The sequence below is a fragment of the Dactylosporangium maewongense genome, from assembly GCF_039531485.1.
In the GTDB taxonomy this organism is placed as follows: domain Bacteria; phylum Actinomycetota; class Actinomycetes; order Mycobacteriales; family Micromonosporaceae; genus Dactylosporangium; species Dactylosporangium maewongense.
The window spans coordinates 39,986-57,692 of sequence record NZ_BAAAQD010000026.1 but is presented as its reverse complement, the minus strand read 5'-3'; the positions used below and the strand labels follow the sequence as shown (position 1 = coordinate 57,692).

The following is a 17,707-nucleotide window of genomic DNA, read 5'->3' as shown; positions in this document are numbered from 1 at the left end:
CCTGCGCTGCGCTCCGGCGTCGGCCTGAGCTCCACCCTGCGCCCATGATTCGCAGCCCTCCGCTGCGCTGCGGGCCGCTCATGCCTCGGGGTCGACAGCGCGGGCGAGGATGTCGCGCCCCTCGTCGGTGCCGTCGAGCTGGCGGTTCCAGCGGTGGGTCACCTTCCAGCCCTCGTCGGTGCGGATGAACTCCCACCGGTTGGAGCCCGTGCGCCAGATCCGGTAGCCGTTCTGGTCGGGAGCGTTGAGCACGAGCTGCGAGTAGTTCGTCACGACGGCCCGGTCGCCGTCGACGGCGATGTGCGGCAGGCCCATGAGGTGGGCGGCGCCGGCGTGGATCAGGGCCTGGTGCCGCTCACCGTGCACCATGCCGCGCAGCGCGTCGCGGCCGTTGAGCACGACGGGGTACGTGTCGTACACGCCGTCCTCGGTCCACATCTGGGCGGTGATCTCGGCCGAGCCGCTGTCCACGGCCGGGCCGTAGCCGGCGACGATCCGCCACAGGGCGAGCTGGTCCTCGGCGGCGGCGAGGCGCCGCTCGGTCTGCTCGAGACGTGCCTCGAGCACACCGAGCCGGTCGGGCTGGGAGTCGGTCATAGGTGGGTTCCTTTCGGATCGGGCTGCACGCGGGTCGATCCGGCTGTGGCCGGTCAGGTCCCGGACGCGGTCGTCTCGAAGCGTTCCGGGGCGAGGTCGCGCAGCGCGGCCATCTGCTCAAGGTGGTGGGCCGCCGAGGTGGCCACCAGGCTCGCGTTGACCGCGGTCGCCCCGACGGCATCGGCCGTGCGCAGGTGCTTTCGGGAGCCGTCCGGGTCCCCGATCGGGTCCAGCGGCGGCATCTGCAGCACGAGGTCGAAGTCGTCCGGGCGCTCCACGGAGGTCCACAGGCGGGTCAGCTCCTGCGGCCCGAGGCCAAACGGCGCCCATCCGGTGCCGTGCGCCACGGCGCGGCGCAGCGAGCGGCGGGTGCGCCCACCGAACCACAATGGCACCGCGGTGCGCGGAGCGTGCGGTTCGACGACGAAGTCGGTGAAGGCGAACCGGGGCCCCTCGTGGTGCGGCACGGCCCTGCCCCACGCGGCGCGCAGGGCCGTGATCGCCTCGTCCGCGACCGCGCCGCGCTCGGCGAACTCGGCGCCGAGCAGGTCGAACTCCTCCTCCAGGCTGCCGACCCCGACCCCGAGGATGACGCGGCCGCCGCTGAGCAGGTCGAGGGTGCCGTAGGTCTTGGCGAGGGCCAGCGGGTGGTGGTAGCCGATGACGACGATGTTCGTCGCGAGCCGGACGCGGCGCGTCGCCGAGGCGAGGAACGACAGCGTGGCCACGGGGTCGAAGTACGTGCCGCCCCGCTCGACGGCGATCCGGGTGGGCACGGCGACGTGCTCGCTGCACGTCAGGTGGTGGTATCCCAGGTCGTCGGCGGCGCGGGCGACGGCCAGCAGTGCACCGCCGACGTCGGGGCCGGCCAGGACGTCGCGTTCCCAGGCGGCCGCGGTGCGCGGGTGCTGGACGACGACCGGGGTGAGCAGCCCGATGCGTGCGGTCATGACACGGTCTCCGATCCGGCGTCGCTGCGCGTCGCGCTGGTGGTCTCGTCGGTGGGGCCGCCGGCTGCGGGCGGGCCGCCGGCTGCGGCCCTCGTCGGGATGCGCCGGAGGCGTTCGAGCAGCGCGCCGAAGTCCTCGTCGTCGTCCGGGTCGAGCGGCAGCCCGAGCCCGAGCCCGTCGGCGAGCCCGCCGTACGCCCGGTCGAGCACGTCCGGCAGCTCGGCGTAGGTGCCGTGCGGGATGAGTGTGGCCAGGGTCTCGTCGTCGAGGGTGCCGGCGAGTCCCGCCCAGCGCCCGGAGGCGGCCATCTCGGCGAGCCGTTCGCCGACCTCGCCCAGGCCGAGCCGGTCCAGGGTCGTGCGGTAGGCCGGGGTCGAGAAGAGGAACGCCAGCTCCTGGCGGGCGGCGGCGCGGCTCGCGGCGAGCGCGGCCTGCGTCGGACCGGTGATCGACTTGGACACGACGACGACTCGTGGGATCCCGGCGCGTCCGGCCCGCTCGGCGCCGGCGCGGAGTCCGGGGAGCACGACCGCGCGGAGGTGGCTCGGGTGCGAGTTCGTCGCGTGGGTGACGAAGCCGTCGGCGAGCTCGCCGGCCACCTCACAGACGCGCCGGTTGACCCCGCCGGTGTACAGCGCCGGGGGCGTGGTGGACAGCGGGCCGGGGTTGAAGTAGGGCTGGAGCCGGGTGAAGCGGTAGTGGCTGCCCTCGTGGTCCAGGGGCGCGCCCGTGGCGAACGAGGCGAAGATCGCCCGGATCGAGGCGAGGTAGTCGCGCAGGTGTACGGCCGGCCGGTCCCACGGCACCGAGAAGCGGCCGACGATGTTGCCGCGCACCTGGGTGGCCAGACCGAGCTGGAAGCGACCTTCGGAGAACCGGGCGAGGTCCCACGCGGCGTACGCGGTCACCATCGGGCTGCGGGGGAAGGCCAGCGTCATGCTGGTGCGCACGGTGATCCGGTTGGTGTGCTCGGCCGCGAGCAGGGCGACCGACAACGAGTCGTGCGTGGTCTCGGGGACGTGCACGGTGTCGAAGCCGAGCCGTTCGATGCGCGCCACGACCGCGGGCACCTCGCGCAGCGCCGTCGTCGGCGGCAGCGTCGTGGCCAGCTCCATCCGGGTGGTGGGTACCTGTGGCGTCATGGGAGGCGCCCGGCCAGGGCGGCGTCGACGACCTCGTCGCCGCTGACGATCCGGGCGAGCTTCTCCAGCCGCGGTGCGCGGCGCAGGTGCGCCCCGCCCTCGACCGGCAGGCACGCGCCGGTGATCCACGAGGACTCGGGACCGCACAGGAAGCGGACCGCGGCGGCGACGTCCTCGGCGCGCCCGACCCGCGCGAGGGGCTTCTCGGCGACGGTCGCGGCGGCCAGCTCGGGGTCGGCCAGCAGCAGGCCCGGGTTCTTCCCGTCGGTGGCCACGATGCCGGGGCGCACCACGTTGACCCGCACCGCGAGGTGGCCGAGCTCGTCGGCGGCGACCCGCACGAGGGCCTCGAGCGCGGCCTTGCTCACCGAGTAGGACGGCATGAACGGGAAGGAGTGCCCGCCCGCGCTCGAGGAGGTACACACGATCGAACCCCCACCGTGCGCGGCCAGAGCCTGTCCGCCGTGTCTGATCGCATGCAGCGCCGTCGTGACGTTGCGCCGGAAGTCGTGCTCAAGGGTCTCGGCGTCAAGGGCGAGCACGGGACGGAAGGTCCCGCCGCCGACCGTCGTGACGACGGCCGCCAAAGGGGTCTCGTCGGCGACGCGCACCGCGGCGGCCACGTCCTGATCGAGAGCGGAGTCGCCGACGCTGACCCGCACGGGCAGCGCCCCCGGGGCGGCCGCGGCGATCGTCGTGGCGGCCGCCCGCAGCGTCGCCTCGGTGCGCCCCATGATCGTCACGGTGGCGCCGTCGGCGGCGAGCGCGGCGGCGATGGCCCGGCCGAAGCCGCCGCCCCCGCCGATGACGAGCGCACCGCGGCCGGCGAGCGGACCGGGTGAGGCGGTGGCCGGGTCGGCAGTCGTGCTCACGACGTCACCTCCGCTGCGCTCCGGCGCCGCCGTGAGCCAAGGCTGTGCCTCTGGTTCGCGGCCCGAGCCGCTCCGCTGGCCGCTCACGCCTGCCCCCCCGACGGTCGCCGGAACTTGTCCTGCGTCGACGGGTCGTCCATGAGCACGAAGGTGCCGCTGGCCGTGACGCACGTCAGGTCCCCGATGCGCAGCTCGCCGGAGCTGCGCACCTTGCGCCCGTCGCGCCCGTCGTGCCGGGCCAGGATCGTGATCGTCGAGCCGACGGGGATGGCCGCGTGGAAGGAGACGTCGAGCCCGACCGTCACCGAGGCGTACCCGGCGCGGGCGTTGGCGATGCCGAGGGCGTGGTCCATCAGCATGGCCGAGGTGCCGCCGTGCACGTGCCCCGGGGGTCCCTGGAAGGCCAGCCCCAGCGTGACCTCGCCGCGCACTGAGCCGTCCGGCTCGACCCAGAGGCTCACCGGCGGCGACAGCGGGTTCTCGGTGCCGCCGGTGGGGTCGAAACGCCCCGGGCCGGGCTGGCGCCACATCGTCGCGATCCGCTCGGCAAGGTCCGGGGCGTGGGCGTCGATCCGGGCGGTGAGCGCGTCGAGGTCGGCCACGATCCGGTCGGCGTCGCCGTCGACGGCCGCGCCCGCGCGGGTGATCGCGTCGACGAGCCGGCGGGTGGCTGCGGCGACCGCATCGATGCCGCAATCGCGGGGCTGTGCCGTGGCGAGGGCTACTTCCACCGGGCGGGCTCCTTCGGGCAATCTAGTCAACCAAGCGCTTGCTTGACTACACCCTAGCGACCCGGTGGTGTGCTGACAACGGTCGCGCCGCGGCATCGCCGCCCCACTGGTCGCGGTGGTGCCGCGCCCATTGACGCGCTCCGCGACTTCCCCCTATGGTTACCCAAACGAGCGCTTGGTTGGCTCGTGATGTAGCCTGGCGCCGGCAGCCCTCGGGGCACCGACGAGCTCCCACCGATGAGCTCCAGGCATGCACACCACGCGGCCGACGCCATCCGTCACTGGCCGCACCACCGCGCCCTCACGGCCGCCGCCGAGCGACCGGCCGCAACCCCGCCATCCGGGACCCCGCCGCGGCCGCGGCGCGCTCCCGGCTCGGACCGCAGGTCCGGAAAGGAAGACCGTGTCTCGTCTTGCATACCGCCGGCGCCTCGCCGTGGCCGTCACTGCGCTCGCCACCCTCGCCGTCGGAGCCTGCTCCGGCGACGCGGCGGGCGACCCCAGCGCCGCGAACGGTGAGATCGACCCCAGCGCCGTCCTACGGGTCACGGCCTCGTCGCCGTTCCAGAATCTCGACCCGGCCCAACTGGCTCCCGGCGGTTACCCGTACCTCACGCTGATCTACGACCGGCTCACCATGGTCGACGCCAAGGACAACATCGTCCCCGGCCTGGCAACCTCGTGGACCTTCGCCGCGGACGGCTCCTACCTCGAGCTCGCCCTGCGCAACGACGTCACCTTCCACGACGGGACGCCGTTCGACGCCAACGCCGTCAAGGTGAACATCGAGCGCGGTCAGACGCTGCCGGCGAGCACCGTCAAGCAGGACCTCGCCGACATCACCGGCGTCACCGTCGTCGACGCGCACACCGCGCGCCTGAACCTCAAGCCGGGCACCGGCGCGGTGCTCCCGTCGGCCCTGGCCACCGCCGCCGGCATGATGGTCTCGCCCAAGGCGATCACCGACGGCGTCAACCTCAAGCTCGCCCCCGGCAACGCCGGCTCGGGGCCATACGTCGCCACCGAGTTCGTGCCCAACGAGAAGTACGTGGTCAAGCGCGCCACGGGCACCTACTGGGACCCGAACGCCGGGCGCCTCGCCGGTATGGAGATCACCCGCGTCCCGCAGGGCGCCACCAGGATCAACGGCGTCATCAACGGTCAGACCGACCTCAGCTTCGTCTCCTCGGCCAACGAGATCATCGAGGCCCGCCAGCTCGGCCAGGCCGGCCAGCTCAAGGTGACCACCCGCCCGTTCCGCAACGTCCTGGGCATCCTGCTGCGCGCCAACAAGGGCGACCTCAAGGACAAGCGGGTCCGTGAGGCAATCGCGCGCTCGGTCGACCCGGCCGCCATCAAGGCGCTCTTCGCCGACACGTGCACGCCCACCCGCAGCATCTACCCGGGCAGCCCGTGGGAGGACCCGGCGGCGAAGTACCCGTACGAGTTCGACCTGGCCAAGGCCAAGGCGCTCATCGCCGAGGTGGGCGGGGCCAAGGTGTCGATCAGCTTCTCCGCCGGCACCAACACCGAGCAGCCCGCCACCGCCATCCAGGCCGCCATGTCCCAGGCCGGCATCAACGCCACGCTCAACCCGACGCCGAACTCCGAGACCGAGGCCCGCTTCATCGCCGGCGACTTCGAGCTCGAGGTGTCCAACACCTTCAACCCGCGCATCGACCCGGCGGGGACGGTGAACAACTACCTCACCGGCAACTACAAGCTCGCCACCGACCCCGAGGCCATCGCCCCGATCGCGGCCAAGGCCGCCGACCCCCGCTCCAGCGTCGAGGAGCGCGCCAAGCAGTACCACCAGCTGTGGGACCAGCTGTTCAGCGAGGCGTGGTTCATCCCGATCTGCAACCTCACCAACGCGACCGTCGCCTCCCCGAAGGTGGTCGGGGCCGAGCAGCTGCCGTGGACCAATCTCGGCCTGTTCGACCTGCGCACCGTCGCGATGACGAAGCGCTGAGCGCCCGGACCCCACCCGTCGGCCGGCCGGTCGCCCGCCGCGACCGGCCGGCCCGAAGAAAGGTAGCCAGAGCCAGTGACCCGCCCCGCCGCAGCCGCCCCTCTCCTGGTTGCGCTGTCCCGCGCGCTCGAGCGGCAGCCTGACCTCGCCCTCACCCTCGCCGGCACCCCGTTCACCGTGGCCGAGCTCGATGCCGCGTCGCGTCGCCTCGCCGGGTTCCTCGCCGACCGGGTCGCCCCCGGCGACCGCGTCGTCGTCCTCGCCCGCAACGGCCGGCTGGCCCTGCTCGCCTGGTGGGCGACGACGCTCCGCGGCGGATTCGTCGTCCCGCTCAACACGAGCAACCGCGGCCCCATCCTGGCCCACCAGGTGCACGACGCCGATCCGATCGCGATGATCCTCGAGGACGAGTTCGTGCCCGTCATGGACGACGCCCTCGCCGGCACAGGGCTGCGGGTGCCGGTGCTCGTCGGCGCCGCCGAGGCCGGCCGGCCGGCCTCAGGCCCGGTGCCCGCCTGGGCCACCGAGGTCATCGACTTCGACGCCGCCGTCGCCGAGGGCTCGGCGTTGTCGACGACCCCGGACCTCGACGCGTACGCCACCAGCCACCTCATCTACACGGCCGGCACGACCGGACCGTCCAAGGCCTGCATGGTCAGCCACGGCTTCGCGGCGAACATGGCCCGGCAGATGCACGAGAACCTCGAGCGCCGGGCCGGCGACGTCCTGTGGTCGGCGATGCCGCTGTTCCACATGGCCGCGGTCGGGCACGTCCTGGGCTCGCTCCAGCTCGGCTCGGCGATGGACATCGCGCAGCGCTTCTCCGTCAGCGGCTTCTGGGACGAGATCCTGCGCTCCCGCGCGACGATGGCCGCGCTCATGGGCTCGATGCTGCCGATGATCGCCGGCGCTGCCGAGTCCGAGGCAGCCCGCAAAGCCTTCGGCCAGCTGCGCGTCGTGTCCGGCTCGCCGGTCACCGCCGACCTCGCTGCTCGCTGGACCGAGCGGTTCGGCGTCGAGCGGGTCGGCTCGGGCGCCTACGGCATGACCGAGGCCAGCCTGATCACGTTCACCCCGCCGGGGGAGTACCGCGCCGGGACCGCCGGCAAGGTCAACGAGTCCTTCGAGGTGCGCATCGTCGACAAGGACGACAACCCGCTGCCCGTCGGCGAGGTCGGCGAGATCGTCGCCCGCCCCACCCGTCCGGCGATCATGTTCAACGGTTACTGGCGCCAGCCGGAGAAGACCCTCGAGGTCTTCCGGGGCCTGTGGTTCCACTGCGGTGACTACGGCCGCCTCGACGAGGACGGCTACCTCTACTTCGTCGACCGCGGCAAGGACTACCTGCGCCGCGGCGGCGAGAACATCTCCAGCTTCGAGATCGAGGGCATCGTGGCGGCCCACCCGGCCGTCGGCGAGGTCGCCGTGCACGCGGTCCCGTCCCCCCTGGCCGAGGACGACCTCAAGGTGACGGTCGTGCCCGCGCCCGGTGCGCAGATCGACCCCGCGGAGTTCTTCGCGTGGCTGCACCCGCGGGTCCCGCGGTATGCCGTGCCCTCCCACATCGAGGTCCGCACCGAGCTGCCCAAGAACGCCGTGGGTCGGGTCCTCAAGCGGGTCCTGCGCGACGAGGGCGTGACCCCGCAGACGTGGAGCACGGACCCCCGCGCCGTCACCGGCACCTCGGGCGCGGCCGGCGCCGGGGAGCAGGCATGAGCGGGCCGCAGCGCAGCGGAGGGCTGCGAATCATGGGCGCAGGGTGGAGCTCAGGCCGGCGCCGGAGCGCAGCGGAGGTGACGTCGTGAGCTCCACCCCGGGCCCGCGGTCCGAGGGTCCGCTGGCGGGCCTGCGCGTCCTCGAGCTCGGAGGGCAGGGGCCGGCGCCGTTCGCGACGATGATGCTCGCCGACCTCGGCGCCCAGGTCGTGCGGGTCGATCCGCCGGGCGAGCCCGACCGGCGGGAGCGCGCGCAGGTCAACGCGATCGACCGGGGCCGCACGACCGTCACGCTCGACCTGAAGTCCGAGGCCGACCGGGCGCTGGTGGACCGCCTGCTCGCCGGCGCCGACGTGCTGCTCGACCCGTTCCGCCCCGGGGTGCTCGAACGTCTCGGCCTGGACCCGGCCGAGCTCACCGAGCGGCACCCGCGCCTCGTCGTGGCGCGGATGAGCGGCTGGGGCCAGGACGGTCCCCTCGCCGCGGCCGCCGGGCACGACCTCAACTACATCGCCGTCTCCGGAGTGCTCGACACGATCGGCCGGCCCGACTCCGGCCCCGTCGTGCCGCCGATGTACCTGGCCGACTTCGCCGGCGGCGGCATGGTGCTCGCCTTCGGCGTCCTGGCCGCCCTGCACGAGCGCGCCTCCTCCGGGCGGGGGCAGGTGGTGGACTCCTCGATGCTGGAGGGCAGCGGACTGCTCACCGTCGTGATCCGCTCGATGCTCGCGCGGGGCGCCTGGAACCTCACCCGTGGGACGAACTACCTCGACGGCGGGGCGCACTTCTACCGGGTGTACCGCACCGCCGACGACAAGTTCATGTCCGTCGCGGCCATCGAGGCGAAGTTCTACCGCACGTTCCTGCTCACCCTCGGCCTCGAGCCGGAGGACGGGCCGGGGCAGTTCGACGAGTCGGGGTGGGCCGGCTGGGCCGAGCGGATCGCGACGGTCTTCGCCGGGCGTACCCGGCAGGAGTGGACCAGCATCTACGAGGGCGTCGACGCGTGCGTACACCCGGTGCTGGACGTCGCGGAGTCGGCCTCGCACCCGCAGGTGCGTGCCCGGCGGGCCGTCATCGACGTCGATGGCGTCGCCCAGCCGGCCCCGGTGCCGCGCTTCTCGCGGACGCCGGCCGGGATCCCGCGGGCACCGCGGCGCCGCGGTGAGGACACCGACCGGGTGCGCTCGGCACTCGCCACGGACCGCCCCTGGGAAGCCTTGGCCAGGCCTTGACCTGCCTTCGCATCCCATCCTACGATCTCAACCAAGCGCTTGCTTGCTTCGGTTGGTCCGTGTTCGACGACGAACGAACGGAACGTCAATGACACCCCAGACCCCGGCAGCCCGAACCTCGGGACCCGCCGTCTTCGCTGACATCGTGCGCGGGCGCACGGGTGACGATCACCCGGGCCTGCTGTTCGAGGGTCGCACCATCACCTGGGGCCAAGTCGTGCAGGAAGCCGCCGACCGCGCCGCCGCGCTGGCCGACGTGCCCCGGCCCGAGGACAGGCCGCTGCACCTGGGTGTGCTCCTGGAGAACACTCCCGACTACGTGTACTGGATCTGCGCGGCCGCGCTGTCCGGCGCCACCGTCGTCGGGATCAATCCGACCCGCCGCGGCGCCGAGCTGGCCCACGACGTGCGGCACACCGATTGCGACCTGTTCATCACCGAGGACCGCCTCGCCGGCCTCGTCGACGGGCTCGACCTGGGCATCCCCGCCGAGCAGGTGCACAACATCGACTCCCCGCAGTACGCCGCCTGGCTGGCCCGGTACGCCGGCGTCCCGATGCCCACCGGCAGCGCCGACCCCGGCGCCCACCTGCTGCTCATGTTCTCCTCGGGCTCGACCGGGGCACCCAAGGCGGTCATCTGCTCGCACGGGCGCCTTGCCGCGGTCTCCGAGGCGCTGCTGACCCGCACCGAGCTGACCCGCGACTCGGTCAGCTACCTGGCGATGCCCCTGTTCCACGGCAACGCCGTCATGCTCAACCTCGGGCCCGCCATGGTCTGCGGCGCGACGATCTGCATGGTCCGCAAGTTCTCCGCGTCCGGCTTCGTGCGCGACGTGCACGAGCACGGCGTCACCTACTTCAACTACGTCGGCCGGGCCCTGGCCTACGTCCTGGCCCAGCCGGTCGACCCACGCGACGCGACGAGCACGCTGCGCCGCGCCGTCGGCACCGAGGCCTCGGCCGCTGACATCGCCCGCTTCACCCAGCGCTTCGGTGCCGTCGTCTCCGAGGGGTACGGCTCCAGCGAGGGCGTCATGCGGATCAACCGCACCCCCGTGACGCCTGACGAGGCGCTCGGCGTGGCCGTCGCCGGCGCCGAGGTCAAGGTCATGGACGAGGTCACCGGGCTGGAGTGCCCGCCGGCCAAACTTGACGAGACCGGACGGCTCGTCAACGCGGACCAGGCCATCGGGCAGCTCGTCGGCGTCGGCATGGCCGCCCGGTTCGAGGGCTACTACAAGAACCCCGAAGCCGCCGCCGAGCGGGTCCGCGGCGAGGACTTCTGGTCCGGCGACCTGGCCTACCGCGACGCCGACGGGTACTTCTACTTCGCCGGCCGCTCCTCGGACTGGATCCGCGTCGACAGCGAGAACTTCGCCGCCGCGTCCGTTGAGCGGATCATCGAGCGCTGGGACCGTGTGTCGGTCGCCCCCGTCTTCGCCGTGCCCGACCCGCGCACCGGCGACCAGGTCATGTGCGCGCTCGAGCTGCGTGCCGGCGCCGGCTTCGACCCCGAGGCGTTCACCGCCTTCCTCGACGAGCAGGCCGACCTCGGCACCAAATGGCGGCCCCGCTTCGTGCGCATCGTCGCCGAGATCCCCACCACGGGCAACAGCAAGGTCGCCAAGCAGGTCCTGCGCCGCGCCGCCTGGGCCACGACCGACCCCGTCTACGTCCGCGACGGCGCGTCCACCGCGTACCGGCCGCTCACGGCAGCGGACGTCAGCGACCTCGAACGGCAGTTCGCCGTCAACGGGCGCACCGCGCTCCTGCCGCCCCCCTGACCCGGCCGGCCCGCCGAACACCGACTGGCGCCCCATGCCCCGAGAGAGGACATGTATGTTCCTGGAGTACACCCCAGCGCAGCGAGAGCTGAGCCGGGAGCTGCGCGCGTACTTCGCGGGCCTGCTCACGCCTGAGGTCCGCGAGGCGCTCGGCGGCACCAACGAGGACCGGCCGGCCTACCGCGAGATCATCCGCCAGATCGGCAAGGACGGCCTGCTCGGACTCGGCTGGCCCAAGGAGTTCGGCGGCCAGGGCCGCCCGCCGCTGGACCAGTACATCCTTTTCGACGAGATCAACCGCGCCCAGGCGCCATTCCCGTTCGTCACCATCAACAACATCGGCCCGATGCTCATGCGCTACGGCACCGAGGAGCAGAAGCGCACCTACCTGCCGGGCATGCTCACCGGCGACGTCATCTTCGCCATCGGCTACAGCGAGCCCGGCTCCGGCACCGACCTCGCCTCGCTGCGCACCAGGGCCGAGGCCACCCCCGAGGGTGGCTGGGTCATCAACGGCCAGAAGGTCTTCACCAGCGGCGCCAGCCAGGCCGACTTCGTCTGGCTGGCCGTGCGCACCGACCCCGACGCCCCGAAGCACAAGGGCATCACCATCCTCATCGTGCCGACGTCGGACCCCGGCTTCAGCTGCACGCCGATCGCCACCAGCGGCATCACCCACACCAACGCCTCCTACTACGAGGACGTGCGCGTCGGCCCCGAGGCCCTCGTCGGCGAGGTCAACGGCGGCTGGCGCCTCATCACCGGCCAGCTCGGTCACGAGCGGGTGGGCCTGGCCGCCATGGGCGGGCGCACGGAGCAGCTGTGGACCGACATCGCCGCGTGGGCCGCCGAGCCCGACGCCGACGGGGTCCGCGTCCTCGACCGGCCGTGGGTGCGCACGCAGCTGGCCCGTGACTACGCGGAGCTGACCGCGATGCGCCTGCTCAACTGGAAGATCGCCGTCGTCGGGGAGGGCCAGAACCCGGCCCCCGCGGCCGCGTCGGTCGCCAAGGTCTACGGCACGGAGACCCACGACCGGGTCTGCCGCAGCCTCGTCTCCGTCGCCGGGCCCCGCGCGACCCGGCGCCCCGGGGCCCCGGACGCCGTCCTCGGCGGACAGCTGGAGGCCTACACCCGCGGCTCCTACATCAACACCTTCGGCGGCGGTACCAACGAGGTGCTGCGCGACATGATCGCGGTCACCGGCCTCGGCATGCCGAGGAAGGGACGGTCCGCATGAGCACTACGACGCAGACCCCGGCCCCGGCCCCCGGCACCACCGACGAGGAGGCCTTCCTCGCCCGCCTGCTCGAGTTCCGCGGCCTCGAGGCCACGCCCACCCGCTACGCGCAGGACGCCGTCAACCAGGCGATGATCCGCCACTTCGTCGAGGCGATGGGCGACGAGAACCCCATATACGTCGATGAGCAGGCCGCCCGTGACACCGGCCGGGAGGGTGTCGTCGCCCCGCCGCCGATGCTGTCGACCTGGCTCATGGTCGGCTACAAGGCCCACATGGCCGCCGCCGCGGGCGCCGCGCCGGACACGCCCATGGCCCGGCTGCTCGCGATCCTCGCCGAGGCCGGCTACGTCGGGGTCGTCGCCACCAACGACGAGCACGAGTACGTGCGCGAGCTGCGCCTGGGCGACGAGATCAAGATGACCACGGTCATCGAGGACATCTCCCCGCGCAAGACCACGGGTCTGGGCACCGGCCACTTCATCACGACCCTGCGCACCTACACCGACCAGCACGACGAGGTCGTGGCTCGCCAGCGCTTCCGCATCCTGCGCTTCGACCCGTCCGGCGCCAAGCCCGCTGCTCCGGCTCCGGCTCCGGCCGACCCGGCGCTGCGGCACAAGCCGTTCATCCTGCGCGACAACGCCTTCTGGTTCGAGGCCGCCGCACAGCGCCGCCTCGTCATCCAGGCCTGCACCGACTGCGGCACACTGCGCCACCCGCCCGGCCCGGTCTGCCCCTCCTGCCATTCGTTCGCGTGGCACGAGGTCGAGGCGAGCGGCCGGGGCACGGTGCACAGCTACGTCGTCAGCCACCATCCGAAGGCCCCCGGGTACGACTACCCGCTCACCGTCGTGCTCGTCGACCTCGAGGAGGGCACCCGCCTCGTCGCCGACTTCGCCGGGGACGCCGGCGAGGTCGAGATCGGCCTGCCCGTGCAGGTCGACTGGGTCGACTACGACGAGCACCTCACGCTCCCGCGTTTCCGGGCCGCGACCTCCGTGTCGGAGTCCACCGAACAGGAGAGGAACTGATGGACTTCCAGCTCACCGAGGAACAGGTCACGGTCAACGACCTGGCGCGCGACATCTTCGCGCGCAACGGCGACCCGCAGCGCCTCTTCGACATCGAGGCCGGCCCGGAGCGCTTCGACCGCGTCCTGCACCGCGACCTGGCCGAGTCCGGCGCCCTCGGGCTGCTCGTGCCGGAGGAGCACGGCGGCGCCGGGCTGACCCTGGGCGCCGTCGCGGGGGTCTTCGTCGAGCAGGGCCGCACGCTGGGCACCGTCCCGCTGTGGGAGACCCTCGTCGGCGGCGTCCTGCCGCTGGTGCGCTACGGCGACGCCAAGCAGCAGTCCGAATGGCTGCCCCGCGTCGCCGCCGGGGACGCGGTCCTCACCGTGGCCGTCGACGACCTGTCCGACGCCCGGCCGTACGGCGCCCGCGTCCGCGCACGGTCCGGCGGTGCGGGAGTCACCCTGAGCGGCACCGCCGTCGGGGTCCGCTCGGCGCACCTCGCCGACGCGATCATCGTCCCGGCCACCGACGAGGAGGGCACGGTCGGGCTCTATCTCGTGCCGACCGCCGGCGCCGGGGTGCGCCTCGACACCTTCGAGCGCACCGACCGCGGACTCGCCTCCGACGTGCACTTCGAGGGCTCCGCCGCGGAACTGCTCGCCGAGGGCCCCGAGGACGACCGGGTCGACTGGCTGCTGCGCCAGGTCTGGATCGCCCTGTCTGCCCTGCAGAGCGGCATCAGCCAGGCCGCTGTGCGCCAGGCCGCCGACTACACCTCGGGCCGCGAGCAGTTCGGTGTGCCGATCGCGACCTTCCAGGCCGTCGCCCACCAGATCGCCAACTGCCACATCGACACCGAGGCGATGGAGGTCACCTACCTCAACGCGCTGTGGCGCGAGACGACCGAGCGGCCCTCCCGTGCGGCCGTGCATGTCGCGAAGTACTGGGCCGGCGAGGCCGGCGACCGTGTCGCACGCACCGTGCAGCACGTGCACGGCGGCATGGGTGCCGACGTCACGTACCCGATCCACCGCTACATGCTCTGGACCACCCAGCTGGCCAACACCGCCGGCTCCGGGGCCTGGCACCTGCAGCAGCTCGCGGACCTGGTCGACGCGGGGGAGCAGCTGTGAGCGAGGCTCAGGTCACCATCGAGCAGGTGAGCATCGGCGACACGCTGCCGGAGCTCGAGATCCCTCTGACCCGGACCCTCATCGTCGCCGGCGCTCTCGCGACCCGCGACTACGAGGACGTGCACCACGACCCGGCGCAGGCCGAGCGGCGCGGTACCCCCGACACGTACATGAGCATCAACAACACCAACGGGCTCGTCGGCCGCTACGTCACCGACTGGGCCGGCCCCGCCGCGCGCATGGTGCGCCTGAGCACCCGCCTTGGGGTGCCGAACTTCCCCGGCGACACGATGCGGCTGACCGGTGAGGTCGTCGGCGTCGAGCAGGACACCGTGCGGGTCGCGGTGCGTGGCATGAACAGCAAGGGCGCGCACGCCATCTCCGAGGTGACCGTGCGCCTGCCCCGCGGAACGGAGCAGTGACGTGACGGACAACTTCCTGTCGGGTCGCACCGCGATCGTCGGCATCGGCGCGACGGAGTTCTCCAAGGACTCCGGCCGCAGCGAGCTGCAGCTGGCCACCGAGGCCGTCCTGGCCGCCCTCGCCGACGCGGGCCTGAGCCCCGCCGACGTCGACGGTATGACGACCTTCACCATGGAGACCAACCCGGAGAACATGGTCGCCCGCAGCCTGGGCATCCCCGAGCTGAAGTTCTTCTCCCGGATCCCCTACGGCGGTGGCGGCGCCTGTGCCCCCGTCCAGCAGGCCGCTATGGCCGTCGCGAGCGGCATCGCCGACGTCGTCGTGGCCTACCGTGCCTTCAACGAGCGTTCCGGCGTGCGTTTCGGGCAGGGGCCGCCTCCGGCGAAGACCCAGGCCACCTCGGACAACGAGTACCGCTCCTGGGTCAACCCGTACGGTCTGCTCACGCCGGCCCAGCACACCGCGATGTTCGCCCGTCGCTACCTGCACAAGTACGGCGCGACCAGCGAGGACTACGGCCGGGTCGCCGTGCTCGCCCGCAAGCACGCCGCGAACAACCCCAAGGCGTGGTTCTACGGCAAGCCGCTCACCCTCGAGGAGCACCAGGCCTCCCGCTGGATCGCCGAGCCGCTGCACCTGTTCGACTGCTGCCAGGAGACCGACGGCGGCCAGGCGATGGTCATCGTCAGCGCCGAGCGCGCCAAGGACCTGCCGTCCACCCCGGCGTACATCGTCGGGGCGGCCCAGGGCCTGGGACCGGACCAGTACCAGATGGTCAGCTACTACCGGGAGGACCTGACCCGGATCCCCGAGGTCGAGCTCTGCGCCCAGCAGCTGTGGGCCCAGTCAGGCCTCGGACCCGCCGACATGGATGCGGCGATCCTCTACGACCACTTCACCCCGTACGTGCTCAACCAGCTCGAGGAGTACGGCTTCTGCGGCCGCGGCGAGGCCAAGGACTTCATCGCCGACGGCAACCTCGAGGTCACCGGCTCGCTGCCGACCAACACCCACGGCGGCCAGATCGGTGAGGCCTACCTGCACGGCACGAACGGCGTCGCGGAGGGCGTCCGTCTCGTCCGGGGCACCTCGACCAATCAGCCCGACGGCGTCCGCAACGTCCTTGTGACGGCGGGCGTCGGAGTACCGACCAGCGCCCTGATCTTGTCCGCGGACGGGTGAAACGCCGGGCGAGCGCCCGGTGGTCACCCCCCCCACGGATCCCGCCCGGCAACCGCCGGGCGGACACCCCCTCTTGATCAATTCGGCTCGTGTTTTGGACGGGTGATATGGGTTTCATCAACAAAACTTGGGAGCGCGTCATCGCGCTGACGGCCGCCGGGGCGCTCGCCATGGTGGCCGGCTGCACCAGCACCAGCCCGACGGACAGCAGCAGCGGTTCCGGAGGCGAGATCGACACATCGGCCGTGCTCAAGTTCGCGTCGGCGGGTCCGTTACGCGACCTCGATCCGGCCCTCCAGACGAGCTACGGCGCCTGGGGCTACCTGTTCCTCGTGTGGGACCGGCTGACCATGCTGGACAAGGACGACAAGGTCGTCCCGGGTCTGGCCAAAGAGTGGAACTTCGTGGAGAACGGCAGCGTCCTGGAGCTCAAGCTGCGTGACGACGTGAAGTTCCACGACGGCACGCCGTTCGACGCCGAGGCCGTCAAGGCCAACATCGAGCGGGGCAAGACCCTCCAGGGCTCGACCCTCAAGAGCGACCTCGCCGACATCGAGACGGTCGAGGTCGCCAACCCGACGACCGTGCGCCTCAAGCTGGTCAAGGGCAAAGGCGTCCAGCTGCCCGCGTCCTTCACCGGCACGGCCGGCATGATGGTCAGCCCCAAGGCCATCAAGGACGGCGTCGACATCAAGACCAAGCCGGGCACCGCCGGCTCAGGCCCGTACATCGCCACCGAGCTCGTGCCCCAGGAGAAGCTCGTGCTCAAGCGGGCCGACAGCTACTGGGACCCGAACGTCGGCCGCCTCGGCGGCATCGAGCTGCAGCGCGTGCCCGACGCCGCGGCCCGCCTCAACGGCCTGCAGAGCGGCCAGATCGACCTGGCCCCGCTCAGCTCGGCCACGGAGATCGCCACGGTCCAGAAGATCGTCACCCCGGGCAGCGGTCTGCAGAAGCACGAGGTGAAGTTCAAGAACCTCGTCGGCATCTACCTGCGCGCCAACAAGGGCGACGTCAGCAAGCTCGAGGTCCGCCAGGCGATCGCCCACGCGGTCGACCCGGCGGCGATCAGCGCGCTCTTCAGCGGCACCTGCACGCCGACGCGCCAGGTCGTCCCCGAGACGGACCCGAGCCGCGTGCCGAACTACACCTACCCGTTCGAGTTCAGCGTCGACAAGGCCAAGGCCCTGGTGCAACAGGCCGGCGGCGCCAAGGTGACCGTCACCTTCGCCGCGGGCACGAACGCCGAGCAGCCGGCCAACGTCGTGCAGGCGTCGCTGCGGGCCGTCGGCATCGACGCGACGCTCAACCCCGTGCCCAACACCGAGAACGAGCCGCGCTTCATCGCAGGCGACTTCGAGCTCATGGTCGGCACGTCGTGGAGCCCGAAGGCCGACCCGGCGGCGACGGTGAACACCTACCTGCTCAACACCTACAAGCTCGCCGCGAACCCCTCGCTCATCGAGGCCAAGGCAGCCGAGGCCGCCAACCCCATGCTGTCGATGGACAAGCGCGCCCCGCTGTACCAGGACATCTGGAAGACGACGCTCGAACAGGTCTGGTTCCTGCCGCTGTGCAACCAGACCATCGCGAACGTCGCGAAGTCGAACGTCGTCGGCATCGACAACATCCCCATGTCGAACATCGGCATCTGGGATCTGCGCAACATCGCCGTCAAGAAGTAACCGCCGCTCCTGACCACCCGGTGGTGTC

The 17,707-nt window shown here is 72.2% G+C and carries 15 protein-coding genes; 10 read left to right on the top strand and 5 right to left on the bottom strand.

Annotated elements, in window-relative coordinates; genetic code table 11:
- Positions 1 to 78 precede the first annotated feature (78 nt).
- From ABD332_RS45915 to ABD332_RS45895, 5 genes are all read right to left on the bottom strand, one after another.
- Positions 79 to 597, bottom strand: coding sequence for a nuclear transport factor 2 family protein (locus tag ABD332_RS45915; protein WP_344510893.1), 519 nt, complete (start codon positions 595 to 597; stop codon positions 79 to 81).
- Between the two features lie 53 nt (positions 598 to 650).
- Entirely contained in the window at positions 651 to 1,547 is an 897-nt protein-coding gene (locus ABD332_RS45910) for a TIGR03619 family F420-dependent LLM class oxidoreductase (RefSeq protein ID WP_344510891.1), read from the bottom strand.
- Positions 1,544 to 2,689, bottom strand: coding sequence for a TIGR03617 family F420-dependent LLM class oxidoreductase (locus ABD332_RS45905; RefSeq protein ID WP_344510890.1), 1,146 nt, complete (start codon positions 2,687 to 2,689; stop codon positions 1,544 to 1,546). Before ABD332_RS45905 ends, ABD332_RS45910 begins: the two co-directional genes overlap by 4 nt.
- A complete protein-coding gene (locus tag ABD332_RS45900) occupies positions 2,686 to 3,561 on the bottom strand; it encodes an SDR family NAD(P)-dependent oxidoreductase (protein WP_344510888.1) in 876 nt (291 codons plus the stop codon). Before ABD332_RS45900 ends, ABD332_RS45905 begins: the two co-directional genes overlap by 4 nt.
- A gap of 83 nt (positions 3,562 to 3,644) precedes the next feature.
- Positions 3,645 to 4,292, bottom strand: coding sequence for a PaaI family thioesterase (locus ABD332_RS45895; protein WP_344510886.1), 648 nt, complete (start codon positions 4,290 to 4,292; stop codon positions 3,645 to 3,647).
- Between the two features lie 403 nt (positions 4,293 to 4,695).
- On the opposite strand from ABD332_RS45895, the gene ABD332_RS45890 reads away from it, so the two are divergent.
- The 10 genes from ABD332_RS45890 to ABD332_RS45845 all read left to right on the top strand — a co-directional run bounded on the left by ABD332_RS45890 (position 4,696) and on the right by ABD332_RS45845 (position 17,679).
- Entirely contained in the window at positions 4,696 to 6,264 is a 1,569-nt protein-coding gene (locus tag ABD332_RS45890) for an ABC transporter substrate-binding protein (protein ID WP_344510884.1), read from the top strand.
- A gap of 75 nt (positions 6,265 to 6,339) precedes the next feature.
- The gene (locus ABD332_RS45885) at positions 6,340 to 7,980 is read left to right on the top strand and encodes an AMP-binding protein (RefSeq protein WP_344510883.1); all 1,641 of its coding nucleotides are present in this window, start codon (positions 6,340 to 6,342) and stop codon (positions 7,978 to 7,980) included.
- An 85-nt stretch (positions 7,981 to 8,065) separates the two neighbouring features.
- Positions 8,066 to 9,214 (top strand): CaiB/BaiF CoA transferase family protein, encoded by a 1,149-nt coding sequence (locus tag ABD332_RS45880; RefSeq protein ID WP_344510881.1) that lies wholly within the window; start codon positions 8,066 to 8,068, stop codon positions 9,212 to 9,214.
- Between the two features lie 145 nt (positions 9,215 to 9,359).
- Entirely contained in the window at positions 9,360 to 11,000 is a 1,641-nt protein-coding gene (locus tag ABD332_RS45875) for an AMP-binding protein (protein ID WP_344510879.1), read from the top strand.
- Between the two features lie 55 nt (positions 11,001 to 11,055).
- On the top strand, positions 11,056 to 12,240 hold the full coding sequence (locus ABD332_RS45870; protein ID WP_344510877.1) for an acyl-CoA dehydrogenase family protein: 1,185 nt from the start codon (positions 11,056 to 11,058) through the stop codon (positions 12,238 to 12,240).
- Positions 12,237 to 13,274 (top strand): bifunctional MaoC family dehydratase N-terminal/OB-fold nucleic acid binding domain-containing protein, encoded by a 1,038-nt coding sequence (locus ABD332_RS45865; protein ID WP_344510875.1) that lies wholly within the window; start codon positions 12,237 to 12,239, stop codon positions 13,272 to 13,274. Before ABD332_RS45870 ends, ABD332_RS45865 begins: the two co-directional genes overlap by 4 nt.
- Positions 13,274 to 14,389, top strand: a complete 1,116-nt coding sequence (locus ABD332_RS45860; RefSeq protein ID WP_344510873.1) for an acyl-CoA dehydrogenase family protein — start codon at positions 13,274 to 13,276, stop codon at positions 14,387 to 14,389. The genes ABD332_RS45865 and ABD332_RS45860 overlap by 1 nt, the downstream gene beginning before the upstream one ends.
- A complete protein-coding gene (locus ABD332_RS45855; RefSeq protein ID WP_344510871.1) occupies positions 14,386 to 14,811 on the top strand; it encodes a MaoC/PaaZ C-terminal domain-containing protein in 426 nt (141 codons plus the stop codon). The genes ABD332_RS45860 and ABD332_RS45855 overlap by 4 nt, the downstream gene beginning before the upstream one ends.
- A gap of 1 nt (position 14,812) precedes the next feature.
- Positions 14,813 to 15,994 (top strand): lipid-transfer protein, encoded by a 1,182-nt coding sequence (locus tag ABD332_RS45850; RefSeq protein WP_344510869.1) that lies wholly within the window; start codon positions 14,813 to 14,815, stop codon positions 15,992 to 15,994.
- 107 nt (positions 15,995 to 16,101) lie between these two features.
- The gene (locus ABD332_RS45845) at positions 16,102 to 17,679 is read left to right on the top strand and encodes an ABC transporter substrate-binding protein (RefSeq protein WP_344510867.1); all 1,578 of its coding nucleotides are present in this window, start codon (positions 16,102 to 16,104) and stop codon (positions 17,677 to 17,679) included.
- The last annotated feature ends 28 nt before the right edge of the window (positions 17,680 to 17,707 follow it).